General features: G+C 37.2%; 22 protein-coding genes. 17 read left to right on the plus strand and 5 right to left on the minus strand.

Going from position 1 to position 24426, the window contains the following annotated elements:
• The 16 genes from ACFINZ_RS04005 to ACFINZ_RS04080 all read left to right on the plus strand — a co-directional run.
• The coding region (locus ACFINZ_RS04005) for a YadA-like family protein (protein WP_375643097.1) at positions 1 to 344 on the plus strand (344 nt) is incomplete at its 5' end.
• The gene (locus ACFINZ_RS04010; protein WP_375633892.1) at positions 341 to 943 is read left to right on the plus strand and encodes an invasion associated locus B family protein; all 603 of its coding nucleotides are present in this window, start codon (positions 341 to 343) and stop codon (positions 941 to 943) included. The genes ACFINZ_RS04005 and ACFINZ_RS04010, both read left to right, overlap by 4 nt.
• 909 nt (positions 944 to 1852) lie before the next feature.
• A complete protein-coding gene (locus ACFINZ_RS04015; protein ID WP_375701178.1) occupies positions 1853 to 3163 on the plus strand; it encodes a Ppx/GppA phosphatase family protein in 1311 nt (436 codons plus the stop codon).
• A 29-nt stretch (positions 3164 to 3192) separates the two neighbouring features.
• Positions 3193 to 3930 carry an RlmE family RNA methyltransferase gene (locus tag ACFINZ_RS04020; RefSeq protein ID WP_375618088.1) on the plus strand — a complete coding sequence of 246 codons (738 nt, stop codon included), beginning with the start codon at positions 3193 to 3195 and terminating at the stop codon, positions 3928 to 3930.
• Between the two features lie 160 nt (positions 3931 to 4090).
• Positions 4091 to 5116 carry a GTPase ObgE gene (gene obgE, locus ACFINZ_RS04025; protein ID WP_375633896.1) on the plus strand — a complete coding sequence of 342 codons (1026 nt, stop codon included), beginning with the start codon at positions 4091 to 4093 and terminating at the stop codon, positions 5114 to 5116.
• Between the two features lies 1 nt (position 5117).
• Positions 5118 to 6257 (plus strand): glutamate 5-kinase, encoded by a 1140-nt coding sequence (proB, locus tag ACFINZ_RS04030; protein WP_375633898.1) that lies wholly within the window; start codon positions 5118 to 5120, stop codon positions 6255 to 6257.
• Positions 6258 to 6302: 45 nt separating this feature from the next.
• Complete coding sequence (locus ACFINZ_RS04035) at positions 6303 to 7559, plus strand: glutamate-5-semialdehyde dehydrogenase (protein ID WP_375633900.1); 1257 nt, start codon at positions 6303 to 6305, stop codon at positions 7557 to 7559.
• A gap of 29 nt (positions 7560 to 7588) precedes the next feature.
• Positions 7589 to 8182, plus strand: coding sequence for a nicotinate-nucleotide adenylyltransferase (locus ACFINZ_RS04040; protein ID WP_375633902.1), 594 nt, complete (start codon positions 7589 to 7591; stop codon positions 8180 to 8182).
• Positions 8183 to 8293: 111 nt separating this feature from the next.
• The gene (gene rsfS, locus ACFINZ_RS04045) at positions 8294 to 8680 is read left to right on the plus strand and encodes a ribosome silencing factor (RefSeq protein ID WP_375610572.1); all 387 of its coding nucleotides are present in this window, start codon (positions 8294 to 8296) and stop codon (positions 8678 to 8680) included.
• A gap of 1 nt (position 8681) precedes the next feature.
• Entirely contained in the window at positions 8682 to 9164 is a 483-nt protein-coding gene (rlmH, locus tag ACFINZ_RS04050; RefSeq protein WP_375633903.1) for a 23S rRNA (pseudouridine(1915)-N(3))-methyltransferase RlmH, read from the plus strand.
• Between the two features lie 133 nt (positions 9165 to 9297).
• Positions 9298 to 10539 carry a murein hydrolase activator EnvC family protein gene (locus tag ACFINZ_RS04055; protein ID WP_375634022.1) on the plus strand — a complete coding sequence of 414 codons (1242 nt, stop codon included), beginning with the start codon at positions 9298 to 9300 and terminating at the stop codon, positions 10537 to 10539.
• Complete coding sequence (locus ACFINZ_RS04060) at positions 10529 to 11839, plus strand: S41 family peptidase (protein WP_273790634.1); 1311 nt, start codon at positions 10529 to 10531, stop codon at positions 11837 to 11839. Before ACFINZ_RS04055 ends, ACFINZ_RS04060 begins: the two co-directional genes overlap by 11 nt.
• Before the next feature lie 39 nt (positions 11840 to 11878).
• Positions 11879 to 12406, plus strand: coding sequence for an RNA pyrophosphohydrolase (locus ACFINZ_RS04065; RefSeq protein WP_375633905.1), 528 nt, complete (start codon positions 11879 to 11881; stop codon positions 12404 to 12406).
• Between the two features lie 99 nt (positions 12407 to 12505).
• Positions 12506 to 13066, plus strand: coding sequence for an invasion associated locus B family protein (locus ACFINZ_RS04070; RefSeq protein WP_273790632.1), 561 nt, complete (start codon positions 12506 to 12508; stop codon positions 13064 to 13066).
• Between the two features lie 326 nt (positions 13067 to 13392).
• Positions 13393 to 13686, plus strand: coding sequence for a YggT family protein (locus ACFINZ_RS04075; RefSeq protein ID WP_375611859.1), 294 nt, complete (start codon positions 13393 to 13395; stop codon positions 13684 to 13686).
• Positions 13687 to 13708: 22 nt separating this feature from the next.
• Positions 13709 to 14023 (plus strand): DUF167 domain-containing protein, encoded by a 315-nt coding sequence (locus ACFINZ_RS04080; RefSeq protein ID WP_375611858.1) that lies wholly within the window; start codon positions 13709 to 13711, stop codon positions 14021 to 14023.
• 53 nt (positions 14024 to 14076) lie between these two features.
• Here the strand turns inward: ACFINZ_RS04080 and ppa are convergent, their stop codons facing one another.
• From ppa to mgtE, 3 genes are all read right to left on the minus strand, one after another.
• Positions 14077 to 14607, minus strand: a complete 531-nt coding sequence (ppa, locus tag ACFINZ_RS04085) for an inorganic diphosphatase (protein ID WP_375611857.1) — start codon at positions 14605 to 14607, stop codon at positions 14077 to 14079.
• 68 nt (positions 14608 to 14675) lie between these two features.
• Entirely contained in the window at positions 14676 to 16502 is a 1827-nt protein-coding gene (typA, locus tag ACFINZ_RS04090; RefSeq protein WP_375611856.1) for a translational GTPase TypA, read from the minus strand.
• Positions 16503 to 17766: 1264 nt separating this feature from the next.
• Complete coding sequence (gene mgtE / locus ACFINZ_RS04095; RefSeq protein ID WP_375606748.1) at positions 17767 to 19143, minus strand: magnesium transporter; 1377 nt, start codon at positions 19141 to 19143, stop codon at positions 17767 to 17769.
• 549 nt (positions 19144 to 19692) lie between these two features.
• On the opposite strand from mgtE, the gene ACFINZ_RS04100 reads away from it, so the two are divergent.
• Positions 19693 to 21717, plus strand: coding sequence for a M3 family metallopeptidase (locus ACFINZ_RS04100; protein ID WP_375684041.1), 2025 nt, complete (start codon positions 19693 to 19695; stop codon positions 21715 to 21717).
• Positions 21718 to 21879: 162 nt separating this feature from the next.
• Here ACFINZ_RS04100 and ACFINZ_RS04105 read toward each other — a convergent pair whose 3' ends face one another.
• Positions 21880 to 22956, minus strand: a complete 1077-nt coding sequence (locus tag ACFINZ_RS04105; RefSeq protein WP_375636690.1) for an SGNH family hydrolase — start codon at positions 22954 to 22956, stop codon at positions 21880 to 21882.
• Positions 22957 to 22970: 14 nt separating this feature from the next.
• Positions 22971 to 24227: a lytic murein transglycosylase gene (locus ACFINZ_RS04110; RefSeq protein WP_375633921.1), complete on the minus strand. Its 1257-nt coding sequence runs from the start codon at positions 24225 to 24227 to the stop codon at positions 22971 to 22973.
• Positions 24228 to 24426 lie beyond the last annotated feature (199 nt).

A 24426-nucleotide genomic window follows, 5' to 3' on the forward strand; every position in this document is an offset into this window, starting at 1 on the left:
AGTATACGGATGAGAAAGTTTCTCATATTGTAAAAGATGGAGTTAATGAGGCTAATTCGTATACGGATATGAAGTTTGAGACATTGAATTATGCTATTGAGGATGTTCGCAAGGAAGCAAGACAAGCTGCTGCTATTGGTCTAGCGGTGTCCAACTTACGTTACTATGATATACCAGGATCTTTAAGTGTTTCATTTGGTAGTGGTTTATGGCGCAGTCAATCTGCATTTGCTATTGGTGCTGGTTATACATCTGAAGATGGAAATATTCGCTCGAATGTATCTGTGACAAGTGCTGGAGGTCATTGGGGAATAGGCGCTGGAATTACTCTGAGGTTGAGATGATAATAGAAAAAATAGCTGTTATTGTAAAAACGAGAAGTATGTTAGTAAAGGTTCTGTTTGCTCTTGCCTTAATAGGCAAGAGCGAAAGCTTTGCCAACGAGAACAATAATATTTATACAGTGCATCCACCGCGCTTATCGATACCTAAGGGAGAACCTGGCGAAACACGTCGAATTATTATGCAGTTTTATGATTGGACTTTGATTTGTGACGAAAAACAAAAGCTGAAACATAAGCAAGGTATATGTAATGTGACACAGACGGTTCATGATCAAGAAGGAAATACCATTTTTAGTTGGTCTCTTGTTTCTACGACAAGTGGTCAAGCAGTGATGCTTTTTCGAACATTGCCAAATTCTGATATAAATGTTCCGATTCAAATGTTTGTAAAAGATGTCAAAAAACCTGTTCTTATTCATTATACGCAATGTAATGAAACGGTTTGTTTGGCACAATCACCTGTAGGTCCGGTTTTGACTAGACAAATAGAGCAGAACAATAAGGTACGTATTTCCTATAAAATTAAAGAAGGAAAGGTATTTTCTTTTACTGTACCATTTAAAGGGTTAAATGCGGCACTTAATTCTTTACGTCCTTAGAATCCATCGAGTCTTTTTAATAAGATTCATTTTTTCATAAATCGTTGTATTATATTTTTGAGTGTAAATTATAAGGTCAAATAAGTAATAATTTTTATATAATATGATATCGAGGTGACTTATTGGAAAGAGTGAGAGTTTTATGAATGTAAAGATACAATAGGTTCTTTATATGTAATAGAAAATCAAGTTAGTATTTTCCATAAAGCTTAAAGAGTTATTTCGTTATTTATTAAAAGTAAAAAAGATTAGAAATACTCGATTTATTCCTTACAATAATGAGTAGACTAAATTCTTTTTTTAAGCTTCAAATGGATTTTTAAAGCGGTCTGATTATGCATTAATATTTTTCAGATAAATTTATAATTCTAGAGATTTTTTTGAACGATAGTTTTTATTGGTATTCACAAAATAACAGCTATTGTAATTGCAGTTTGTGGTACTACAGAACTTTTATTTCAGCATAATCAAAGCCATTTCATTGCATATAACAAACGAGGCTCGTGTGTGGATAACGAGATTAAAAAAATTTTTCTTATAAACCGTACTAATGTATAGGTTGTTGTAACCTTAAGAGTCAGTAAATAGTATGATAGTGTAGGTTTGTTACAATAGAGGTGTGCTCCGTGTAAATGGTATAAAGAAAAGAGCATAATTTATAAAAATTGATGTGAACGTAAACGATTAATTTATAGTTTTAAGTTCATAAAGAGAAACATGATTTTACGGAAACAACCGAAAGATTATATAAAAATCTGAATGATGCTAGTGTAGAAAATTTTAATGATAGGAAAAGAAAGAGTGATTTCTTGTATTTATCATTTGATGCTGCATTATTGCTTTATTTAGAAATGAGCAGAAGAGTTTTCGCGTTTATTTATTGGGGGAAACGCTCAAGGGATAAGGGAAATGACCCCGTTAAATTATGGTTCAAAAGAATTGAAACGAGGAGAAATATACGATACCAAAGCAGATCAGTTGTATGATCAGTGCGGTAGTAATACAAATAATCATTCTGCATTGTCACGAACAGAGGCATACTCTATCCTTGTTGATATAAAGAGACAACAGAGAAAAAAACATTATGAACAGAAACAGATTTTTGTTCAATCTGAGGCAGCTTTTGAGTTTCATAGTCAGATAATGATAGGTGCTCAAAAAACAAAAAAACTCAAAGCACCTTTTCTTCGACGGTTCCATCCAGTAAAATCTCCACCTCTTTATGCGGCACTTGATCTCGGAACAAATAATTGTCGTCTTCTTATCGCATCTCCCAGTAAACCTGGATATTTTCGTGTTGTTGATGCTTTTTCTCGTATTGTACGATTGGGAGAAGGTTTAATAAATAACGGTTTTCTTAATACACAAGCTATGGATCGTGCGATTGAAGCATTAAAGATTTGTCATTTAAAGCTAAAACAAAGGCATATTAAGCGTTATCGCTTGATTGCAACGGAAGCTTGTCGTTCTGCAGAAAATGGTAGAAATTTTATTCAGCGTGTTTTGGAGGAGACAGGTCTTGAATTGGAAATTGTTGATCAGCAAACAGAAGCGCGTTTTGCTGTTACAGGGTGTAGTACACTTGTTGAACCAAATACTGACGCAATTGTGCTTTTTGATATTGGAGGAGGATCATCAGAAATTGTGCTACTTGATGTTTCTCAAAAGCGTTCTTTTCGTTTAGCTCGACAAATTATCGCTTGGACTTCTCTTCCTGTTGGTGTTGTTACGCTTGCTGAACGTTTTGGAGGGAATGATATTAGCTTAGACGATTTTGAAAAAATGAAAAGTTATGTGCGAGGGTTATTAAATAATTTTTCAGATCGTCATAAATTAGGAGAGTTAGCACAAGGTTCGAAGTTTCATCTTTTGGGAACCTCCGGTACGGTTACAACTTTAGCAGGAATGTATCTTAATTTAGAGCGTTATGATAGGAAAAAAGTGGATGGCATTTGGATGAATGATGCAGACATTACACTTATGACACAACGCCTATTATCATGGGATATAGAAAAACGTGTCATAAGTCCTTTTATTGGACGCGAGAGAGCAGATTTAGTTTTAGCTGGTTGTGCAATTTTAGATGTTATTCGGGAAGTTTGGCCAAGTCAGCGTTTAAGAGTTGCTGATCGTGGATTAAGGGAAGGAATTTTGATAGAGCTGATGTTACGCGATGGAGTATGGTGTCGTCATAGAAAGAGCAGAGATTTCAAGCGTTAGAGAATTAAATATGGAGACAATGAATAACGATGAAAAAAATAACAAAAACACCGAGAGGTGGCTATGGAGGCTCAGGGTCACATGAATTATATCAGCGCGTAAAAAAGAAAGCAGGAACCATTAAAGCTTCATCACGACGATGGTTAGAGAGGCATCTGAATGATCCTTATGTCCATCAATCAAAAGTAGATGGTTATCGTTCGCGTGCGGCTTATAAACTCATTGAAATTAATGAGCGCTATAGGTTTTTGAAAAAAGGTCAAAAGGTTATTGATCTAGGAGCAGCACCTGGGGGGTGGTGTCAGGTGGCTGAGCGTATAGTAGGGTCAAGTGATGAAGATCCTAGCGTTGTTGGTATTGATTATTTACATGTTGATCCATTACCTAGAGTTGCCATGTTGGAAATGGATTTTTTGCATACAGATGCACAGCAGAAATTAATTGAAACTTTAGGGACAAAACCGGATGTGGTTCTTTCTGATATGGCAGCGCCAACAACAGGTCATCGTCAGACGGATCATTTAAGAACGATTTATTTATGTGAAGTTGCGGCTGATTTTGCTCTTTCGGTTCTCAAGCCTGGGGGATATTTTTTAGTAAAGGCTTTTCAAGGGGGAGCAGAAAACACTCTTCTTGCAAGATTAAAACAGCATTTTAAAAAAGTCTACCATGTTAAACCACCCGCAAGCCGATCAGAATCAGTAGAGCTTTATCTTCTAGCGCTTGAATTTAAGGGAAAAAAATACAAGAATAGCACCTTCTTTTAAGAAGACTTAACTTTACTTAACCTATTTAAATGTGATGATTTTTTTCTCAAAGAGTTATCAGCGATAGCGACAGTTTTTCTGTTATCAATGATGAAAAACTGGTAAAATTAATGTATTACCTATAGAGGTAGAGAGATTGATTTCTCAGTGAGTGTTTCCAATGAAATTTCTTGATCAAGCTAAAGTTTATATTCGTTCTGGTAATGGAGGTTCTGGAGCAGTATCATTTCGCCGTGAAAAATTCATAGAATTTGGGGGGACTGATGGAGGGAATGGAGGACGGGGTGGTGATGTCTGGGCTCTTGTTGTTGATGGGCTTAACACGCTGATTGATTATCGCTACCAACAGCATTTTAAAGCAAAAACAGGGGGACATGGCAAGGGGCGTAATATGACGGGTGAGAAGGGTGATGATGTCATCCTTAAAGTTCCGGTTGGGACGCAAATTTTTGAAGAAGATAATACAACGTTAATATGTGATTTAACGGAAGTGGGACAGCGCTATCGCCTTGCAAAAGGAGGGAATGGCGGTTTTGGCAATCTTCACTTTACAACATCGACAAATCGGGCACCGCGTCGTGCAAATCCAGGTTTGGCTGGAGAAGAGCGTGCAATATGGCTTCGTTTGAAGTTAATTGCTGATGCGGGGCTTGTTGGTTTACCAAATGCCGGAAAATCAACTTTTTTAGCTTCTGTAACGGCGGCAAAGCCAAAAGTTGCAGATTATCCTTTTACTACTCTACATCCTCATCTTGGTGTTGTACGAATTGATGGTCGTGAATTTGTTTTGGCTGATATTCCGGGGTTAATCGAAGGAGCCCATGAAGGGGTGGGAATTGGAGACCGTTTTTTAGGACATGTGGAACGTTGTCGTGTCCTCCTTCATTTGATTTCTGCTCAAGAAGAAGATGTTGCAAAAGCATATCAAATTGTGCGTCGTGAACTTGAGGCATATGGAAATAATCTAAGTGATAAAACTGAAATTATTGCTTTAAGCCAGATAGATACGCTAACGATTGAAGAGCGTAAAACGAAACAGGAAGCTTTGCAAAGAGCTGCGGATCAACCTGTTATGATGTTTTCTGCCGTTAGCCGCGAAGGTTTAGAAAATGTGCTGCGTGCTGGTGCACATATTATTGAAATGTCACGCAAAGAGGAGATTAGTGGGGATAGCAAGGTTGATTGAGATGGCTGTTGGATCGCAAAAACTTACACACTATAAACGTATTGTGGTCAAGATTGGATCTGCCCTTTTGGTTGATCCTCAGGCAGGTTTACGGGTTGAATGGCTTAAAAGCTTGATTAGTGATGTTGTTGAATTGCACAAAAAAGGTGTAGAGATATTGTTGGTGTCTTCAGGTGCTATTGCTTTAGGAAGGACATTGCTACAGCTTCCTAAGGGGGCTTTGAAATTGGAAGAAAGCCAGGCATGTGCTGCTTTGGGGCAAATTGAGTTAGCTAAAACCTATGGTGATGCGCTTGCTCAACATGGGCTCAAAACAGGCCAAATTTTGCTCACTTTATTTGATACGGAAGAGCGAAGGCGTTATCTCAATGCACGTGCAACGATTAATGTACTTTTACGTTTTAGAGCAGTACCTGTTATTAATGAGAATGATACTGTTGCGACAAATGAAATTCGTTATGGTGATAATGATCGTTTAGCTGCACGTGTGGCAACAATGATGGGGGCAGATCTTTTAATACTTTTATCTGATATTGATGGTCTTTATACAAAGTCTCCCCATAGTGATCCTACGGCTGAATTTATACCTTTTGTTGCATCCATTACGCATGATATCGAAAAAATGGCAGATGTTGCTGCTTCAGAGTTTTCACGGGGAGGAATGAAGACTAAGCTTGAAGCCGGAAAAATAGCTAATGCTGCTGGAACGGCGATGATTATCACCTCAGGCAAGCGTATGAATCCTCTTGCTGCAATTGACAAAGGTGAACGCAAGAGTTTTTTTGCGGCAAGTAAGAAATCTGTCAATGCTTGGAAAACATGGATTTCTGGTCATTTAGATCCATCTGGTGTTTTGACGATTGATCAAGGAGCCATTAGGGCTCTTGAAACAGGAAAATCGTTATTAGCAGCAGGGGTTATTGGCGTTGAGGGAAATTTCCAGCGTGGGGATACGGTTGCAATTGTTGGTACAGATGGGGTTGAGATTGCGCGTGGACTTGTAAGCTATGACAAAGATGAGGCTGTACGCATTATAGGACATAAAAGTGAAGAAATTGAAGCTATTCTTGGGTATGAGGCGCGCTCTGCTATGGTGCATCGTAATGATATGATTGTACGTTGCTTGATCAATTCTGTTTAAAAAAGTTACTTTTGTTTTTATTGTTTTCGCAGAGTGGATAATACGATGACTTTAGAAGAACAAATGAAAGATATGGGACAAAAAGCACGCTATGCCGCTGCAGCGTTGGCCGTTGCTTCTTCTGAGCAAAAGAATAATGCATTAGAAATGATCGCTTTAAGTCTAGAGGCTCAGTCAGATAAAATTTTACGGGCGAATTGTCAAGATTTAGAGAATGCTGCTCAGAATAATTTGAAAGCTGCAATGATTGATCGGCTAAAATTAGATGACTTGCGTTTACGTGCAATGATAGACAGTGTTCGTCAAGTTGCTCGTTTATCTGATCCTGTTGGACAGGTTATGAGTGCGTGGAAACGTCCAAATGGGCTTCATATAAGTCGTGTACGAACACCTCTTGGTGTGATTGGCATTATTTATGAAAGTCGTCCTAATGTTACAGTTGATGCGAGTTCTTTGTGCTTAAAAGCAGGTAATGCTGCGATTTTGCGCGGTGGTTCGGATAGCTTTCATTCTTCTCATGCTCTTCATTTAGCTTTGGTACAAGGTTTAGAGCGCTCTGGTTTACCCAAAGATGCTATCCAAATGGTTGGAACGACAGATCGTGCTGCCGTTGGGGAAATGCTCAAAGGATTGGATGGAGCGATTGATGTGATCGTACCACGTGGTGGAAAGAGCCTTGTTGCCCGCGTTCAGTCTGATGCACGTGTTCCAATTTTTGCTCATTTGGAGGGACTTTGTCATATTTATATTGATAAATCGGCAGATTTAGATATGGCACGCAATATTGTTTTAAATGCAAAGCTGCGGCGAACAGGGATATGCGGTGCTGTTGAGACAGTTCTCATTGACAGCCAAGCATTAAAAAAGTTTCTTCCTGTTTTAACTGCTTTACAGGAGAAGGGATGTGAAATTCGCGCCACAGAAGATATTGTTTTTCTTATACCAGATGTCAAATTAGCTTCTGAAGAAGATTGGTCGCATGAATATCTTGATGCTATTCTTTCTGTTAAAACAGTTGAGGGTGTTGAGGGAGCCATTGCTCATATCAAGCGTTATTCATCAGGACATACGGAATCGATTATTGCTGAGGATTTGGAAGTGGTGAAGAATTTTTTTAATCATTTAGATTCAGCTATTTTGCTGCACAATGCATCTACACAATTTGCTGATGGAGGTGAATTTGGTTTTGGAATGGAAATTGGTATCGCAACAGGAAAAATGCATGCACGTGGTCCCATAGGTGTTGAACAGCTAACATCATTTCAATATCACGTTAAAGGAAATGGTCAGGTTAGAGCTTGAGAACATTATTTTTTCCATGGAAAAATTGTATGCCACATGTTGAAAGATCTAATGTTGTGGGTCTTTTTGGTGGTTCCTTTAATCCACCGCATGCGGGGCATCTTCTTGTTGCAAAAATTGCCATTCGGCGTTTGCATCTTGATCAGTTATGGTGGATGATCACTCCAGGAAATCCTTTAAAGGATTGTACACAGTTGCTCTCTTTAGAGGAGAGAATGCAATTAAGTTTTAAACTTATTGACCATCCAAAAATTTGCTTAACAGGTTTTGAACAGGCTATAGGGAGTAAAGTATCAGTAGATACGATTTTTCATATTCTTACCCATTACAGTGGCGTAAATTTTGTATGGATTATGGGGGCAGATAGTTTTGCGACGATACATCATTGGTATCGATGGCATGATATCGTCTCTATGCTTCCTATTGCGATTATTGATCGTCCTTTAGGAAATCGGTCAGCACTTTCTTCTCCTATGGCACATATTTATCGCCGTTTTCGTTTGGATGAGAGAGAAAGTAAGCGATTACCTTTTATCAAGCCACCAGTTTGGACTTATTTGCATGGACCTTTATCTTTTCAGTCTTCAACAAACCTTCGTTTGAAGAAGAATGATTTTTCTTGAACATTTCATAAGATTCTGCTTCTCTTTAGAGAAGTCTCTTTTTTAGATTCCACAACGATAAGAAAGGATATTGATCTGAAAAACGTTGCACACAAACACTCTTACAATATTATGCCTTCAAAAGAAAAAAAAGTTTTTTCTGTGAGTGAGAGTCTTGAAGTTATTCTCAAGAGTTTAGAAGATACAAAAGCAGAAGATATTGTTGCTATTGATATTCGAGGGAAGTCATCTTTGGCTGATTATATGGTCATAGCTTCAGCAAATTCGCAGCGTCATGTATCGTCTGTTGCTGATCATTTATTACATACTTGGAAAGATAGTGGGCAGGGGCTTGCGCGTGTAGAAGGGCTTGCTGGAGGTGACTGGGTATTGATTGATACAGGTGATATTATCATTCATCTTTTTCGTCCAGAAATTCGTCTTTTTTATAATTTAGAAAAAATATGGATGACGCCGGATTTAAACGATACGGCTTTGCTTCTCTTCGGAGATCATTAAAATGCAAATTTCTGTTTTTGCGGTTGGTCGTATGAAAAGTGGGGCGGAGCAAAAATTAGTTCAGCATTATTTGGATCGTTTTTCTAAAATTTCTGGAGATGTAGGCTTGCATTTAAAAAAGTTACAAGAGATACCAGAAAGTCGTGCTCAAACAGTTTGTCAACGTATGGATGAAGAGGGGAGAAAACTTATTGAATTTTTACCTGAAAAATGTCGATTAATTGTGTTAGATGAGCGTGGAGAATCGATTTCTTCAACTTCTTTTTCTGAAAAATTGAGGTGTTATCGTGATGAGGGCATTCGAGATGTCGTCATCGCTTTGGGAGGACCTGATGGGCATAATGAACAAATAAGGAAGCGTGCTGATTTTCTTTTATCTTTTGGTTTGATGACGTGGCCACATCAAATTGCACGTATTCTTCTTACAGAACAACTTTACCGCGCTGTAACAATTGAAAATAATCATCCGTATCATCGTTTTTAATATTTTTGTTCAATTTTTAGCACTTATTTATATGTTTATTAATATTGTTTTAGCTGACACCATTTAAAGCATCTCTAATGTATACGATGAGGTGTCATGGTTTTTGCAAATGAAAAAGCTTCTTCATAGAAAGATGCTATATTTATATGAGGAGTGCGTCATATTTGTCATTCTGCTCTTGAGTATGTTTTTTTGCTTTTCTGTATCGCATGCGGAAGAAATGAGGAGTACGGAAGTACATAAAGAATTGGGAGAAATTCGCCAAAATATTTCACTTTCGCGTGAGCGTGTTACTTTTCTTATGCATCAAGTTGAGCATTTAAAAAAAGATCAACGTGTTTTGAGTGATGCACTCATAAAGGCGGCTAAAGAAGAACGTATAGTAGCAGATGATATTGCTAAAAGGGAAGAAAAGCTTAAAAAAATGATAGAAAAGCGGGTACAAGTCTATCAAAGTTTAAAAAATCGTCGTGCTGAATTTGCGGAAGTTCTTGCAATTTTGGAACGTATGGGATTGAATCCGCCTCCTGCTCTTATGATACAGCCAGAAGACGCGTTGGCTTCTATACGTAGTTCTGTTTTATTAGGTACTGTTATTCCTCAGATGCAAGAGAAAACACGAGATTTAAAAGGGGAACTCAAGGAGTTGACCAATTTGAGTAATTCCATTACTACGGAATATACGGCATTAAAGACAAAACTGCAAAATCAAGCAGAGCAGCGAAAACGTCTAGAGCTTTTATTAGACCAAAAAAACAAACTACAAAAAAAATCAGAAAAAGAACTTACAGAACAGCAACAAAAAAATATTGCTCTTGCTAAAAAAGCGCAGTCTTTGGAAGAATTGATTTTAGAGCTCGATCGTCAGTCAAAACTTAGCTCTGATGCATCAGTACAGGTACGGAAAAGTTTACAATTGTTAGAACAGTCCAATTTTGAAAGCCGAAAAGGTTCTTTACTTTTTCCTGTTTCAGGAAAAAGAATACATCACTCTAACAAAAGTTCGCAGATTACGCGCTTTGGTGAAACGATAGAAACAGAGTCAGGAGCTGTTGTTATTTCACCTGTGGATGCTTTTGTTGCTTTTGCTGGGCCATTTCGTTCTTACGGACATTTAATCATTCTCAATGTTGGAAATGGTTATCATATCATTTTTACTGGAATGTCGAGAATTAATGTAAAACAGGGGCAGTTTGTTCTTTCAGGTGAGCCTCTGGGTATAATGGAGATGCAATTTATTTCAAACAGTGTTGCATTGGATATAGGAAAAACTTCTCCAATGCTTTACATTGAGTTTAGAAAGCAGGGAAAACCTGTAAATCCAACTCCTTGGTGGCAGACTGAAAAAATAAGAAGGAGCCAAAATGATTCGTAAAGTTATTCTTTTGGTCGCTGGGGTATTGCTCGGCGCCTGTTCAATGATTATGGTGCAGTCTGTTGCTGCGAATAATGAAGATAATGCATATAAAAAGCTAGCTATATTTGGCGATGTTTTTGAGCGTGTGCGTATGCAATACGTTACAGTTCCAGATGATAAAAAGCTTATTGAAAATGCTATCAATGGCATGCTCACATCACTGGACCCTCATTCATCTTATTTGAATGCTGAAGAAGCCAAGGATATGCGGGATTCTACGAAAGGAGAGTTCGGAGGTCTTGGTATTGAGGTCACTATGGAAAAAAACTTAATTAAAGTTGTTTCACCAATGGATGATACTCCCGCTTCAAAAGCAGGTATTCTAGCAGGAGACCTTATTTCAAAAATTGATGATGTACAAACGAATGGTCAAACATTGAATGAAGCTGTTAATAAGATGCGAGGTGCTCCTGGAACACCAATTACCTTAACAATTATTCGTTCTGGCGTTGATAAGCCATTTGAAGTGAAGATTGTTCGTGATATTATCAAAGTAAAAGCGGTGAAATATCGGGTTGAGGGTGATATTGGATATTTAAGAGTTATCCAGTTTTCTGAACAGACATTAAATAATCTTCTAGCGGCAATTAAAGATATCCAATCTAAAATTCCTGAAGATAAGCTAAAAGGTTACGTCCTTGATTTGCGGCTTAATCCGGGTGGGCTTTTAGATCAAGCTGTTAATGTTTCGAGTGCTTTTCTCAATAAAGGTGAAATTGTGTCGACTCGTGGGCGCAAAAAGAGTGATGTGACAAGATTTGATGCGAAGCCAGGTGATGTCATCAATGGAAAACCGCTCATTGTTCTTATTAATGGTGGTTCAGCAAGTGCTTCTGAAATTGTTGCGGGTGCATTGCAAGATCATCGTCGTGCAACAATTTTAGGGACGCAGTCTTTTGGTAAAGGATCTGTTCAAACAATTATTCCTTTGGGTGAAAATGGGGCTTTACGCTTAACAACAGCGCTTTATTACACGCCATCAGGCACTTCTATTCAAGGAACAGGGATTACGCCTGATATTATTGTAGAGCAACCACTTCCTGAAAAATATAAAGGTTATGATGTAAAAGTTGGTGAGTCTGCATTAAAAGGACATATCAAAGGAAAACGAGAAAGTAATAAAGGATCTGGTTCAGCTGCTTTTGTTCCCAAAGACCCTAAAGATGATATTCAATTGAATGAGGCCTATAAACTGTTACGAGGTGAAATGGCAAATGCAGCATTTCCACCAGATCCCAATAAGGATGTGTTAAAGTGAGAATTGATATCTATAGCTTGCGATTTTGAGGAATATTAAATGGATGCAGATATTAATTTGAAGATTCTTCCATATCGCAAATGTGTTGGGATTGTTGTCTTTAATCATGAGGGGAAAGTGTGGGTTGGGCGTCGTTTAATGATGCCCATTCATGCAGATGCAGATATTGACATATCTCATCGTTGGCAGCTTCCTCAAGGAGGGATTGATGAAGATGAAAAACCATTAGATGCGGCATATCGTGAACTTTATGAAGAAACGGGTATTCGATCTGTAAAGTTGATTAAAGAAGCACAAAATTGGTTCCATTATGATTTTCCACAAGAACTTATTGGGTGCACATTAACAAATAAATATCGTGGGCAAATACAAAAATGGTTTGCTTTCCAGTTTACAGGAAAGCTTTCTGAAATTGCGATTAATCCGCCACCAGATGGCAATAAAGCAGAATTCGATCAATGGAAATGGATTGATCTAGAAACCCTTCCGTTGATTGCTGTTTCTTTTAAAAAGCACGTTTATACGAAAATTGTCAGCGAATTTCGAGGTAGCCTTAGACCATTATAAAAGCTATATGATTATGAGAAAGCTTTTTTTATTAAGATGCTTTATATTATAATAAATAATAAACATGTTTATCTTTTATGTAAAGAACAGGAATATAAAATGAAAAAGTTATTTAATTTACTTATAGTTTTTACTCTCTTGAGTATTTCATCTGTTGCATTTGCAACAAGTTCAAAGCCTCCTGCATCAAAAGATGCGGCAGCGACATTGCCAAATGGAGCTTCTTCTTTGACTGAAACCTACGGTTTGTGGACTATTAACTGTGGTATACAAGAAGGGAAAAGAATTTGTTTTATGCACCGTCAAGAAGTGAATGAGCAGGGGCGTGTTGTTGTGGCTATGGGACTTACTCTCGATGCTGAGGGTGTTGTATCTGGTAATTTAACAGTTCCTTTTGGCATTTTGGTTTCTAAACCTGTTCGTTTACAAGTTGATGAGGGAAAAGCTGTTATCGAAACCGGTATCCGGACTTGTGTACCAGCAGGTTGTGTGGTTCCTGTCGTTTTTGACAAAAATCACGTAGCAGCTTTACGTTCTGGAAAACAGTTAAAGTTGGCGATGACAATTGCTGCTGCAGGTGAACCAGCTTTGAATGATTTATTTGTTCAGCTAGATGGTTTTAGCAGTGCTCTTAATCGTTTGACTGCTTTGCAGAAATAATTTTAAAACTAAAAGCGGCCTTTAAAAGGCCGTTTTTAGTTTGTTTGTTTTTTATAATTAATAATTAAAACGATGAGATTTAAGATTAATCCTATAAGGGATATTCAGATTTTTTGCCGTTTCTTCTATTTTATGTGCTATTTTTAATTTTGATATTTGTTTTCTAACTGCATCGTCATTAAATAGAGAGATGAAGAATTTAGATGTCTGGTTTTTATTCAAGAAAAAAGAGTATTGAAATATAAAACCATTTTTTGATACACAGACCTGCTTTAATGAAGGTTTTCTATACGCTCTTCTGTTTCCTTGATTGAAAGGGATGACGCATGATTTATGCATTGCTTCGAACGATTGATTTGATTTTTGAGATTTATATTGATATTTTAATCGCGAGTGTCATTTTTTCTTGGCTTTATGTCTTTAATATCATAAATTCGCGCAATCGCTTTGTTGTTTTGATAGGAAGCTTTCTATATCGTCTTACAAATCCCGTTCTAAGCCGTATCCGGCAAATTTTACCAAATTTTGGAACGATTGATATTTCACCTATTGTAGTGTTCATTATTATTTATTTTATTCGTACTTTTATGTGGCGCGTTTACGCAAACATGTATGTATAGAAATATTACTTGAGGCGAATACATGTTTTATCAAGTTGATAAAAATAACTTGATTTTGTTTGTATATCTCATTCCAAAATCATCTGTTGACAAAATAATAGGGGTTGAATGTAGGGATGGTGAAAAACAATATCTGGTTATACGCCTTCGTGCTGTTCCTGAAGATGGAAAAGCGAATAAAGCTCTCATTAAATTTCTTGCGAAGCAGTGGAGAATCCCATCTTCTTCTATTTCTCTGAAAAACGGTGCAATATCTCGCTACAAACAACTTTACTTTTCAACACATTTAGAAGAGCTAAAACAGATATGGCAATCCTTTAGAGATTACATCTCGTAGAAAAAATAAATAACAAAGCCTATTTTTTTATAGGCTTTATTTTATTAAAATCGTTATACTTTTTTATTGCGCTCAACAGCTTGCCTAATTAATTCATGAGCAAAGTTTTTATCACGCCATCCTTCAATTTTAGCCCATTTTCCAGGTTCCAGATCTTTGTAATGCTTGAAGAAATGTTCAATTTGTTTGAGTGTAATCTCGGGCAGGTCTGTATAGTCATGAATATTGATATAGCGTTTTGTTAATTTTGTAGTGGGAATGGCAATAATTTTTTCATCTTTACCACCATCATCTTCCATCATTAGAGCTCCGATGGGGCGAACATTAATAACACAACCAGGCATAAGTGGACGGGTATTACAGATAAGGACATCAATAGGATCACCATCATCTGAAAGCGTATGAGGGACAAAACCGTAATTTCCAGGATAAACCATTGATGTATGAAGAAAACGGTCAACAAATAATGCACCCGACTTTTTATCCATCTCATATTTTATTGGCTGCCCACCAAGGGAGACTTCCACAATAACGTTAATATCTTCTGGTGGATTTTTGCCTACGGGTATTTCCTTAATATTCATAGAGACATCCTTTCTGGAATATAGTGAGGCTCAATACAATTAAATATTTTACCAAAGAGATTATGAAATTAATTTGAAATTGATGCACGTGTTTTTTCAAAACGTTTACGTTCATTAGGATCAAGATAGAGCTTGCGGAGACGAATATTTTTAGGGGTTACCTCTACAAGCTCATCATCTTGTATCCACGATAAGGCGCGTTCTAACGTCATTTTAATGGGAGGCGTTAACTTTACGGCCTCATCTTTTCCAGAAGCGCGCATATTGGTGAGTTTTTTTCCTTTTAACACATTAACTTCTAAGTCATTATCTCGTGAGTGGATGCCAATAATCATACCTTGATAGACTTTCACACCCGCATCGATGATCATAGGTCCACGATCTTCAAGATTAAAAAGAGCATAAGCGACAGATTCACCGTTGTCATTTGAAATCATAACACCATTAACACGACCAGCAATGTCTCCTTTATAAGGTTCATAAGCATGGAAAAGGCGATTCATAATTGCTGTACCACGTGTGTCCGTTAAAAGTTCAGATTGATAACCAATGAGTCCTCGGGTTGGGGCATAAAAGACAAGGCGGACACGATTACCTCCAGAAGGACGTAACTCCACCATTTCGCCTTTACGTTCAGACATTTTTTGTACAACAGTACCGGAATATTCTTCATCAACATCGATAACAACTTCTTCGATTGGCTCAAGAGTTATTCCATTTTCATCTTTTTGCATAACAACACGTGGGCGTGAAACACTAAGTTCAAATCCTTCACGGCGCATATTTTCAATGAGAACTGCAAGCTGTAATTCTCCTCGTCCTGAAACGTAGAAAGAATCTTTATCGGCTGATTCTTCAATTTTAAGAGCGACATTGCCTTCTGCTTCTTTTAACAATCGGTCACGAATGACACGACTTGTTACTTTATCGCCTTCAGTTCCAGCAAGGGGACTATCGTTGACGAGAAAACTCATAGTAACAGTAGGAGGATCAATTGGTTGGGCAGTAAGGGGTTCATTGACAGTAGGATCACAGAAAGTATCAGCAACGGTACCTTTTTGCAGACCTGCAATCGCAACAATATCACCAGCACTTCCTTCTTCAATAGGTTGCCGTTCTAAGCCACGAAATGCTAAAATTTTTGAAATACGCCCAGTTTCTAAAAGTTTTCCATCTTGTCCAAGAACCTTGACATTTTGATTGGGTTTCAAAGAGCCAGAATGAATCCGTCCTGTAATAATTCGTCCCAAAAACGGATCCGCTTCAAGAATAGTTCCAATCATGCGAAACGGTCCTTCTGCTACACTAGGAGAAGGGACATGCTGCGTCACAAGATCAAATAAAGGACCTAATCCCTGATCTTTTGGTCCTTCAGGGGCTTCAGCCATCCATCCATCGCGTCCAGATCCATAAAGAATAGGAAAATCAAGCTGTTCATCGGTTGCGTCAAGAGCAGCGAAAAGGTCAAAAACCTCATTAATGACTTCATCAACGCGTGCATCCGGTCGGTCAATTTTATTAATAGCAACAATAGGGCGCAATCCTACTTTCAATGCTTTGCCAACGACAAATTTTGTTTGTGGCATTGGTCCTTCAGCAGCATCAACAAGTACAATAGCTCCATCAACCATATTGAGGATGCGTTCAACTTCTCCACCAAAGTCAGCGTGTCCTGGTGTATCAACAATATTAATTCGAGTATCTTTCCAAACAACAGATGTCACTTTCGCTAGGATTGTAATTCCGCGTTCTTTCTCAATATCGTTTGAATCCATCATACGTTCGCTTGTACGCTGATTATCACGGAAGTTTCCTGATTGCTTGAGAAGCCCGTCTACAAGCGTTGTTTTCCCATGGTCAACGTGGGCAATGATGGCAATGTTACGCAATTGCATAAATTTTCTTCTTTTCGTTTAATGAAATTTCATTTGAGGCAAAGTCTTTACATTCTTTGCCTGACTATTAAAAAACCTTTTACATGTTTTTTTATAATTTTGGAAGATGGAGGCAATATTTTTATGGCAAAACTATTTATCCAAGTCTTTAAGGCTCTATTGAGCTTCGATTTCTGAAGCTTCGTAAAAGTTTTTTATAGTACGTATGTTCTATTCTCGAGCTAAAAATTATCCCAAAAATCACAGTCAATTTGATTTTTATCAATATGACACAAGAAATTTATATGAATTCTTGTAAGAGTAAGTAAGTATAAAGCTAGCGATATTGTGGTTGTTGTTTTGCAAAGAGATTGCTAAAAATCCGGAATATCTCTTAATCCATAGCCAATTTATTGACAACTTTACAATATTTTATTCTAAATAAAGCTTTTTCTTATTCCATAACTTGTCAATCAAAATCCAGATCTAATGCAACCGTGTATTTGAGGTAAATATTGAGACGATTAAGAATTTTATAAGAAGTTCTAGCTTTTGTATGCCAGATTAGGGCAAGAGTTATATCTGTTTGATTTATTTATGAACTCGGAATACAGTCTTATTTAGAAAGAATATGAAGGCATCCAAAGAAAATTCCCATCTTTGCTGTTAATCCAATTTATAATTTCAAAAGCATCTAAAGTAATATCTTTTAAACCATGGAGATAGTGCATTGCCTTACTTTTGTTAATTGCACTCTCTAATAGGAGTATGCTTTTCATGCCAAACAGAACACTTTAAACAGCATATACTTTTTGTTGCATATTCATGTACTTAAGAGAGATTGCTTAACGTACACTACATCCATTCCATGATAGAGCTCATAAATGATATAATATACGCGAATAGTATACTATTAACGCCTTTGTGAAGAAATATAAAGCCTGTTGAGTATCATCATGATTATTCTTTCTCAGCTGTCAATATTGCGCCAGTTTTTGATACGAGAGAGAGAGGATATAAGAAGTATTTTATTTTTTCTTGAATAGTTTTTAGACATACACCGATCTCGTTTGTGACTGGCAAGAAGATGACTTTAATCGATTTAATATGAGAAGCTTTATGATGAGGTAAAATTACGTTATTCGGAGCTGTTATTCAAAAAAATAATAAATTATCTATAGAGCGGTGCGCTAGAAAATAAATAATAAAGCTTATTCTCTTATGGAAAGAATCTTAGGTTACATGACAAGATTTTTCCATAAGTAAGAGTTTTTACTTTACATGTTTAAAGAAGAGTTCCTGACAAAATGAGAGAAGCTACAGAAAAATAGATTATAATGCCCATGACATCTACTAAAGTTGCCACAAAAGGAGCAGAAGCACTTGCTGGATCAAATTTTAAACCTTTAAGAATAAAAGGCAACATAGATCCAGAAAGAGAACCAAAGGTAACGATTCCAACTAAAGCTGTACCCACTGTTGTCGAAATAGCAATCCAATGTTGGCCATAGTCGTAGATACCCAGTTTTTGCCAAAGAGCAATGCGCGTAACACCAATAATTCCTAATAAGAGACCAAGGGATAATCCTGTTGGAATTTCACGAATGATCACTTTCCACCAGTCTTTCAACGTGAGTTCACGTAAAGCCAATGCACGGATAATAAGGGATGTAGCCTGTGAGCCGGAATTTCCTCCTGAGCTCATAATGAGAGGTATGAACAGTGTAAGAATAATCGCTTTTTCGAGTTCTGTTTCGAAATGTTGCATAGCGCTTGCTGTCAGCATTTCACCGATAAAGAGTAAAGCGAGCCAGCCTCCGCGTTTTTTCATCATTTCAGGAAACTTAATTTGCATATAGGGCTTATTAAGTGCTTCCATACCCCCAAATTTATAGGCATCTTCATTCATTTCATCGACCATAGTATCAAGCACGTCATCAACGGTTACAATGCCAATGACATGGTTACTTTCATCAACTACAGGCACAGAGAGAAGATCATGGCGCTGGAAAAGGCGTGCGATATCTTCATGATGTGTGAAAGGTGATATTGTAATGGGCGAGTCATGGGTAGGGACATTAAGAATTTGTTCATCAGGTGAGGCAAGAATAAGGTTACGCAGGGAAACAGCTTTGAGAAGAGTACCTGTTTTGGGGTCAATTACATAGCTGGTATAAACTGTTTCACGTGTTCGCTCGACCTCACGAATGTGATCCAAAGTTTTTTGTATGGTCCAGTTTGAAGGAACGGCTATAAACTCTGTTGTCATCAGTGCTCCTGCTGTATGATCAGGATAACTGGTGAGTTTTTTAAGTTCAGCGCGCGTTAAGGGGTTAAGCAAGGCATAAAGTCGTGTGCGGGTTTCCTTATCCATTTCTTGAAAGACGTCTGCAGCAGCATCGGCAGACATGCCATCAAGAATTTCAACAGCACGATTTATAGGGAGAAGTTCTAGGATGGCAGCAGGTTGCTCAAGCTCTGGTTTATCAAAAAGTTCGATAACATAATCAAGAGGCAGAAGACTAAGAATAGTTACACGTTCCATGATATCGAGGTCATTGATGATATCAATAGAGTCTGCAAAATGCTGGTTCTTTAACTTTTCAGCGAGAGCTTCAGGAGAAAAATTTTTGAAGTCGAAGGCCGTTTTGATTTCAGTCATGATAAAGTACCTCCTGAAGAGTTGGAGAGTTGTAAATCTAGATAATAGATGAGATAAAAACAAAAGTTTATGGAAGATTTAAAAAAAACTCCCCAGCTATATTCCCAATTGTTAATATTTGAAGTAAAGTCAAGGGTAAATTATAAGTTATAAACAAGTTTCTGAATCACTAAAACGAGAATACAGCTTAATTTGAGGATAATATAAAAACGTAAATGTAAAAATCAGTTCTGATTTTACCATCATTTCTTTAATGTAGTTTGCGATTTTCAAAAGAATCTAAAGCAATATTTTATAAAGAGTGGAGATTATGCTTTTCTCCAAGTGTTTTTGTTAATATGCAATTCTATTGTGATGTGCGAGCGAATAATCTTTATTGCTTCAATATAATATGGTTTGAATGAAAGAACTTTACGATTTTCAGGTTTTTTATTCAATAGGGTTTTGAAAGGTAGTTTTGAAACTCACGAAATAGTTTTAGTATGTTATCAATTTGTGTCGTAAAGATAATTGTTACAGTTTAAATTTATAATGGAGACATAAAGTATTATGACAAAAGCAGCAGTGCTGGACTGGAAGGGATTTTTAGGTCTTCCTGATTTTTCTTCTATAAGTGACGAAGATTTTAAACCCGCTTTTGAACAGGCACTTCAAGAAGCAGAAGAAGAACTAGAGGCAATTGCGATGGTGCAAGAACCACCAACGCTTGAGAATTTTTTGCAGCCTTTTGAGCTTTGCGGCAAAGCGCTTGATCGAGTCTGTTCAATATTTTTCTTACGCACCAGTGCTCATACGAATGTATTAATTCAACAGCTAGAGCAAGAGTTCGTTGTAAAACTTTCTCGTTATTCTTCAAAAATGATGATGGATGCGCGGATATTTGCGAAAATAGATGTACTTTATAAACAGTCGCAGCTGGGCACATTTGAGAGTGAAACAACACGTGTTCTTGAATTATGGTGGAAAAAGTTTGTTTGTCATGGGGCAAAACTCGATGAAAAAGCTAAGAAACGGCTTTTGGAAATTAATGAAAGACTTGCTTTTTTAAATGCTACTTTTGGACAAAATGTCTTAAATGATGAAGCTGAATGGATTCTGTTTTTAAAACAAACAGACTTATCTGGTTTACCGCAAGATCTCATTGCTTCAATGAAGGAAATTGCGTGTGAAAGAGGCAATGAAGAAGCGTATGCATTAACACTAGCACGTTCGATTGTTGAACCTTTTTTAAAATTCTCTGATCGTCGTGATTTGCGTGAGGTTGCATTCCAAGCTTGGGCTAAACGTGGTGAAAATAATAATAAGAATGATAATAAAACAATTATTGTAGAGATTGTTGCGCTTCGAGATGAGCAGGCTAAATTATTGGGATATAAATCTTTCGCAGATTTGAAGCTCGATAATACTATGGCTAAAAGTGTTGATTCCGTTATGGATTTGCTTATGCCTGTATGGGAGCGCGCAAGAGCGAAAGCTTCTACTGAGCAAATTGACTTACAAAATTTTGCCAACAATCAGGGCAGCAATGAATCTTTAGCTGCTTGGGATTGGCGTTATTATGCTGAAAGACTTCGCACTGAAAAACTTTCTTTCGATAGCGCTGAGATTAAATATTATTTTCAGCTTGATCTTATGATTAAAGCGGCTTTTGGGGTAGCCGAAAAACTCTTTAGCATTACATTTGAAGAAAAAAACGCTGTTACACTTTGGCATCCTGATGCACGTTTGTGGGAAGTAAAAAAGTCTGATGGAAGTCTACTTGGGCATTTTATTGGTGATTATTTTGCGCGTTCTTCAAAACGCTCCGGTGCGTGGATGAGTAGTTTGCAATCACAACATAAATTGGATGGCGGACAAAAGCCTATTATCTACAATGTTTGTAATTTTGCTAAACCACCTAAAGGGGAAGTTGCTCTTTTATCACTTGATGATGCACGTACGCTTTTCCACGAATTTGGACATGCATTGCATGGTTTGCTTTCTGATGTCACATGGCCATCTGTGTCGGGAACATCTGTTTCACGTGATTTTGTTGAGCTACCTTCTCAACTTTACGAACATTGGTTAACAGTACCAGAGATATTAAAATCTTATGCTATACATACAAAAACAGGTCATCCTATGCCACAAGAGTTGATAGATAAAGTCTTAGTAGCACAGACATTTAATGCAGGATTTTCTGCCGTTGAATTTATCTCATCAGCTTTAGTGGATATGGCTTTTCATCAAGGCGAAACAGTCACTGATCCAACAGTGTTTGAACGCCAAGAATTAGAAAAGCTGCAAATGCCAGATACAATTATTATGCGTCATCGTCCCCCACATTTTATGCACGTGTTTGCGGGAGATGGTTATGCATCTGGTTACTATTCTTATATGTGGTCGGAAGTGCTTGATGCTGATGCTTTTCAAGCTTTTGAAGAAACGGGAGATGTTTTTAATTCAGAGCTTGCTGATAAGTTGAAACGTTTTATTTACTCCGCTGGAGGAAGTCGTGATCCAGAGGAGCTTTATAAAGCTTTTCGGGGACGAATGCCTTTACCAGAGGCAATGATTAACAAACGTGGACTATAAGATATAACGGTATGGTTAACACCATGCCGTTTTCATATTATTCGAAAGGTACAGTTGCGATTTATGCAAATTTTCTCTTCATTATAGCTCTGTAAACAGAGTTTTTTATCTTATTCGCTTTTTGTTTATAGAGGAAAATAGATTTTGTATTTTAAATAGACATTATGGAAAAGAAAAATTATCAGCTCGATCTTTTTGATGCCCATTTGGTGGAAACCATGATTTTTTTATAAAACTTGACTTTCTTTTGCCTAAAAGGTGAGTGTTTTTTTGTGCCATATCATCGAGGCTCATTGGAGGCTGACGCATAATTTTACTCCGCTCTTGATTCTCTGATTCTTGTATAAGTTTTTGAATAACTTGATCGGTTGAGTATGAATTTTCATGAGAAAAGGCGTGAAAATTTAAAATATTTTTCAATGGTTTTTCTAAATAAGAGGCAAGTTTTTTCTTTCCTTCAGGGGTGAAATGCATGCCATTATTGGTGCGTAATTTGGTTGTTTTTCCATTAATATCATAGCCTGAAAAAGAAAAAATTCCTTCTTCATCACTAAAGCCGCTCCAGATATCGAGAAAATACCCTCCTGCTGTTTCTGTTTCTTGTTTATAGAGCGCATTAAAAATTTTCATTTTTTGTGTCAAAAGGTCATTTCCAAAAGAAGGTTGACCTATCCATATCCATGATTTTCCAGAGGCGTGAAGACTTTCAGTAATTTCGATAATTCTTTGTTTGTAGATGCGTATCCATTCTGACTGATCTGTGTTAATCATGTTATGAGAGTCTGTGATGGGTTGATTATCATTTGCACCGATCATCATGATAATAACATCGGGGCTATTTTGGTCAATGAGTTTAGAAATATTGCTTTGCCAAGAATAATAATCCGTTCGAACTAAGCCGGAAGCTGGTATTGTGTTGTTCATGATAACGATATCGCTATTATTTATAAAAAACTTTTTAAGTGCATCGGCAACAGCGGAGGCTGCAAAATCCCCTACAACAAGAATGCGTTTTGCATTCTCATTTTTTAGCTTTTGTATGTTTTTTTGTGTTACGATCTTTTTTTGCGGCTTGTCTATTTTTTGTTCTATAATTTGCGGTGGCTGCTGTGTCTGTTTGTTTTGTTGTGATAACCATTTGAAGAAGTTCGTTGCTTTACTTGGGGATGGCTGTAAGATCCCCACAATAGAAAGTGAAAACAGCAATAATGTCAAGTATATCAGGCGAAAAGAAGACAAAACCTTAGTCTCCATTATTGTTTGCGAAGGAGAAAAAGCACTTGAGATGATGGATATCCATTTTCTTTTAGACCGTAATGCAGCTGAAAAGCTTTGATTGCTTTGCGAGAGGCGGTTCCGATTTGTCCATCAATATCTCCTTTATAATATCCCAATGCACTTAAGCGAGATTGCAGTTCTTTGCACTCTTGGAAGGTAATAGGCTGAAAAGGTCTTTGCCAATCATGCACTAATCCAAGATGTCCAGCAATACGATCAGCAAGAAGGGAAACAGCAAACGCATAACGATCTGCATTATTATAATGTTTCAGAACAAAGAAATTTTTTGTGACTAAAAATATAGGTCCTTTTGCTCCATCTGGATATTTTAATATTGCTTGTTCAGCTGATGTAGGAAGAGGGTGCCCATTTGCGTGTTTTACACCTAATTTTTTCCATTGATCAAAGGAATACCAGCCTTCAGGAAGGTTTTTCCCCTGCGGCACTTTTACCTCTACTCCCCAAATAAGATTAGGTTGCCAGCCATTTTTGTGGAGAAGGTTAGCAGCAGTAGCCAGAGCATCTGGAACAAAGTTCCAGATATCACGCCGTCCATCTTGATTTATATCAACAGCATAGGCGAGATAACTGCTTGGAATAAATTGTGTATGCCCCAATGCACCGGCCCAAGATCCTGTGAGTTGAGAGCGTTTAATTTCGCCACTTTGTAGAATTTTCATAGCAGCAATCAGCTGTGTATATGCATATTTTGCACGTTTTTTATCAGCATAGGCTAAAGTTGCAAGAGAGCGAATGGTATCACGCATTACACTTTTATTGGCTAAAATTTTCCCATAATTGCTTTCCATTGACCAAATAGCAAGCAGAATATTACGGTCAACACCAAAACGTTCTTCAATTTGAAGAAGCCATTTGTTCCATTTTTTTGCTTGGCGCCGTCCTTCCACAATTGCGATATCATGGACACGATTATCAAAATAGTTCCAGGAAGGAGCAACAAATTCCGGTTGGTATGCGGCGCTTTTTAGAACTTCAGGATCAATGGCATTAACACTTTTAAACGCCATATGAAACGTAGAAGGGGTAATATTGTGAGCAATAGCTATTTTTTTAAATTCTTTAATCCAGTGTTTAAATCCGCTATCAGCATATGAAAGGGATATAAAAAACATAAAAAAAGCAGAAAAAATAACGGCAGAGACAGTGAAAAGAGTTCTCCAAGCTATTGACTTCTCTAAAAAAGAGAAAGTCTTCAATTCTGTTTTTTGCATTTTGAAATCCCCATTAATATTCAATTTATTAGATGTGCAATAACTTTATTTTGTATTTAGTTTAATCGATAATATGATCAAGAAGAGGAAAAAACTGAAATAAATAATTCGTTTTAATCCTTTCAATAAATTCTCAGACTCTTTTTACATTTTTGATTGCCCATTATAATGATAATCAAAACAATAAGATATCTTTTTT

Source organism: Bartonella sp. AA81SXKL (assembly GCF_042196945.1).
In the GTDB taxonomy this organism is placed as follows: Bacteria; Pseudomonadota; Alphaproteobacteria; order Rhizobiales; family Rhizobiaceae; genus Bartonella.

Coding starts and splice junctions, on each gene's coding strand:
- ACFINZ_RS04080 (WP_375611858.1), top strand. CDS start 13,709: ATGTTTTATCAAGTTGATAAAAATAACTTGATTTTGTTTGTATATCTC.
- ACFINZ_RS04070 (WP_273790632.1), top strand. CDS start 12,506: ATGAAAAAGTTATTTAATTTACTTATAGTTTTTACTCTCTTGAGTATT.
- ACFINZ_RS04100 (WP_375684041.1), top strand. CDS start 19,693: ATGACAAAAGCAGCAGTGCTGGACTGGAAGGGATTTTTAGGTCTTCCT.
- ACFINZ_RS04110 (WP_375633921.1), bottom strand. CDS start 24,227: ATGCAAAAAACAGAATTGAAGACTTTCTCTTTTTTAGAGAAGTCAATA.
- ACFINZ_RS04040 (WP_375633902.1), top strand. CDS start 7,589: ATGCCACATGTTGAAAGATCTAATGTTGTGGGTCTTTTTGGTGGTTCC.
- rsfS (WP_375610572.1), top strand. CDS start 8,294: ATGCCTTCAAAAGAAAAAAAAGTTTTTTCTGTGAGTGAGAGTCTTGAA.
- ACFINZ_RS04015 (WP_375701178.1), top strand. CDS start 1,853: ATGACCCCGTTAAATTATGGTTCAAAAGAATTGAAACGAGGAGAAATA.
- ACFINZ_RS04020 (WP_375618088.1), top strand. CDS start 3,193: ATGAAAAAAATAACAAAAACACCGAGAGGTGGCTATGGAGGCTCAGGG.
- mgtE (WP_375606748.1), bottom strand. CDS start 19,143: ATGACTGAAATCAAAACGGCCTTCGACTTCAAAAATTTTTCTCCTGAA.
- typA (WP_375611856.1), bottom strand. CDS start 16,502: ATGCAATTGCGTAACATTGCCATCATTGCCCACGTTGACCATGGGAAA.
- rlmH (WP_375633903.1), top strand. CDS start 8,682: ATGCAAATTTCTGTTTTTGCGGTTGGTCGTATGAAAAGTGGGGCGGAG.
- proB (WP_375633898.1), top strand. CDS start 5,118: ATGGCTGTTGGATCGCAAAAACTTACACACTATAAACGTATTGTGGTC.
- ACFINZ_RS04035 (WP_375633900.1), top strand. CDS start 6,303: ATGACTTTAGAAGAACAAATGAAAGATATGGGACAAAAAGCACGCTAT.
- obgE (WP_375633896.1), top strand. CDS start 4,091: ATGAAATTTCTTGATCAAGCTAAAGTTTATATTCGTTCTGGTAATGGA.
- ACFINZ_RS04075 (WP_375611859.1), top strand. CDS start 13,393: ATGATTTATGCATTGCTTCGAACGATTGATTTGATTTTTGAGATTTAT.
- ACFINZ_RS04065 (WP_375633905.1), top strand. CDS start 11,879: ATGGATGCAGATATTAATTTGAAGATTCTTCCATATCGCAAATGTGTT.
- ACFINZ_RS04060 (WP_273790634.1), top strand. CDS start 10,529: ATGATTCGTAAAGTTATTCTTTTGGTCGCTGGGGTATTGCTCGGCGCC.
- ACFINZ_RS04010 (WP_375633892.1), top strand. CDS start 341: ATGATAATAGAAAAAATAGCTGTTATTGTAAAAACGAGAAGTATGTTA.
- ppa (WP_375611857.1), bottom strand. CDS start 14,607: ATGAATATTAAGGAAATACCCGTAGGCAAAAATCCACCAGAAGATATT.
- ACFINZ_RS04055 (WP_375634022.1), top strand. CDS start 9,298: ATGCTATATTTATATGAGGAGTGCGTCATATTTGTCATTCTGCTCTTG.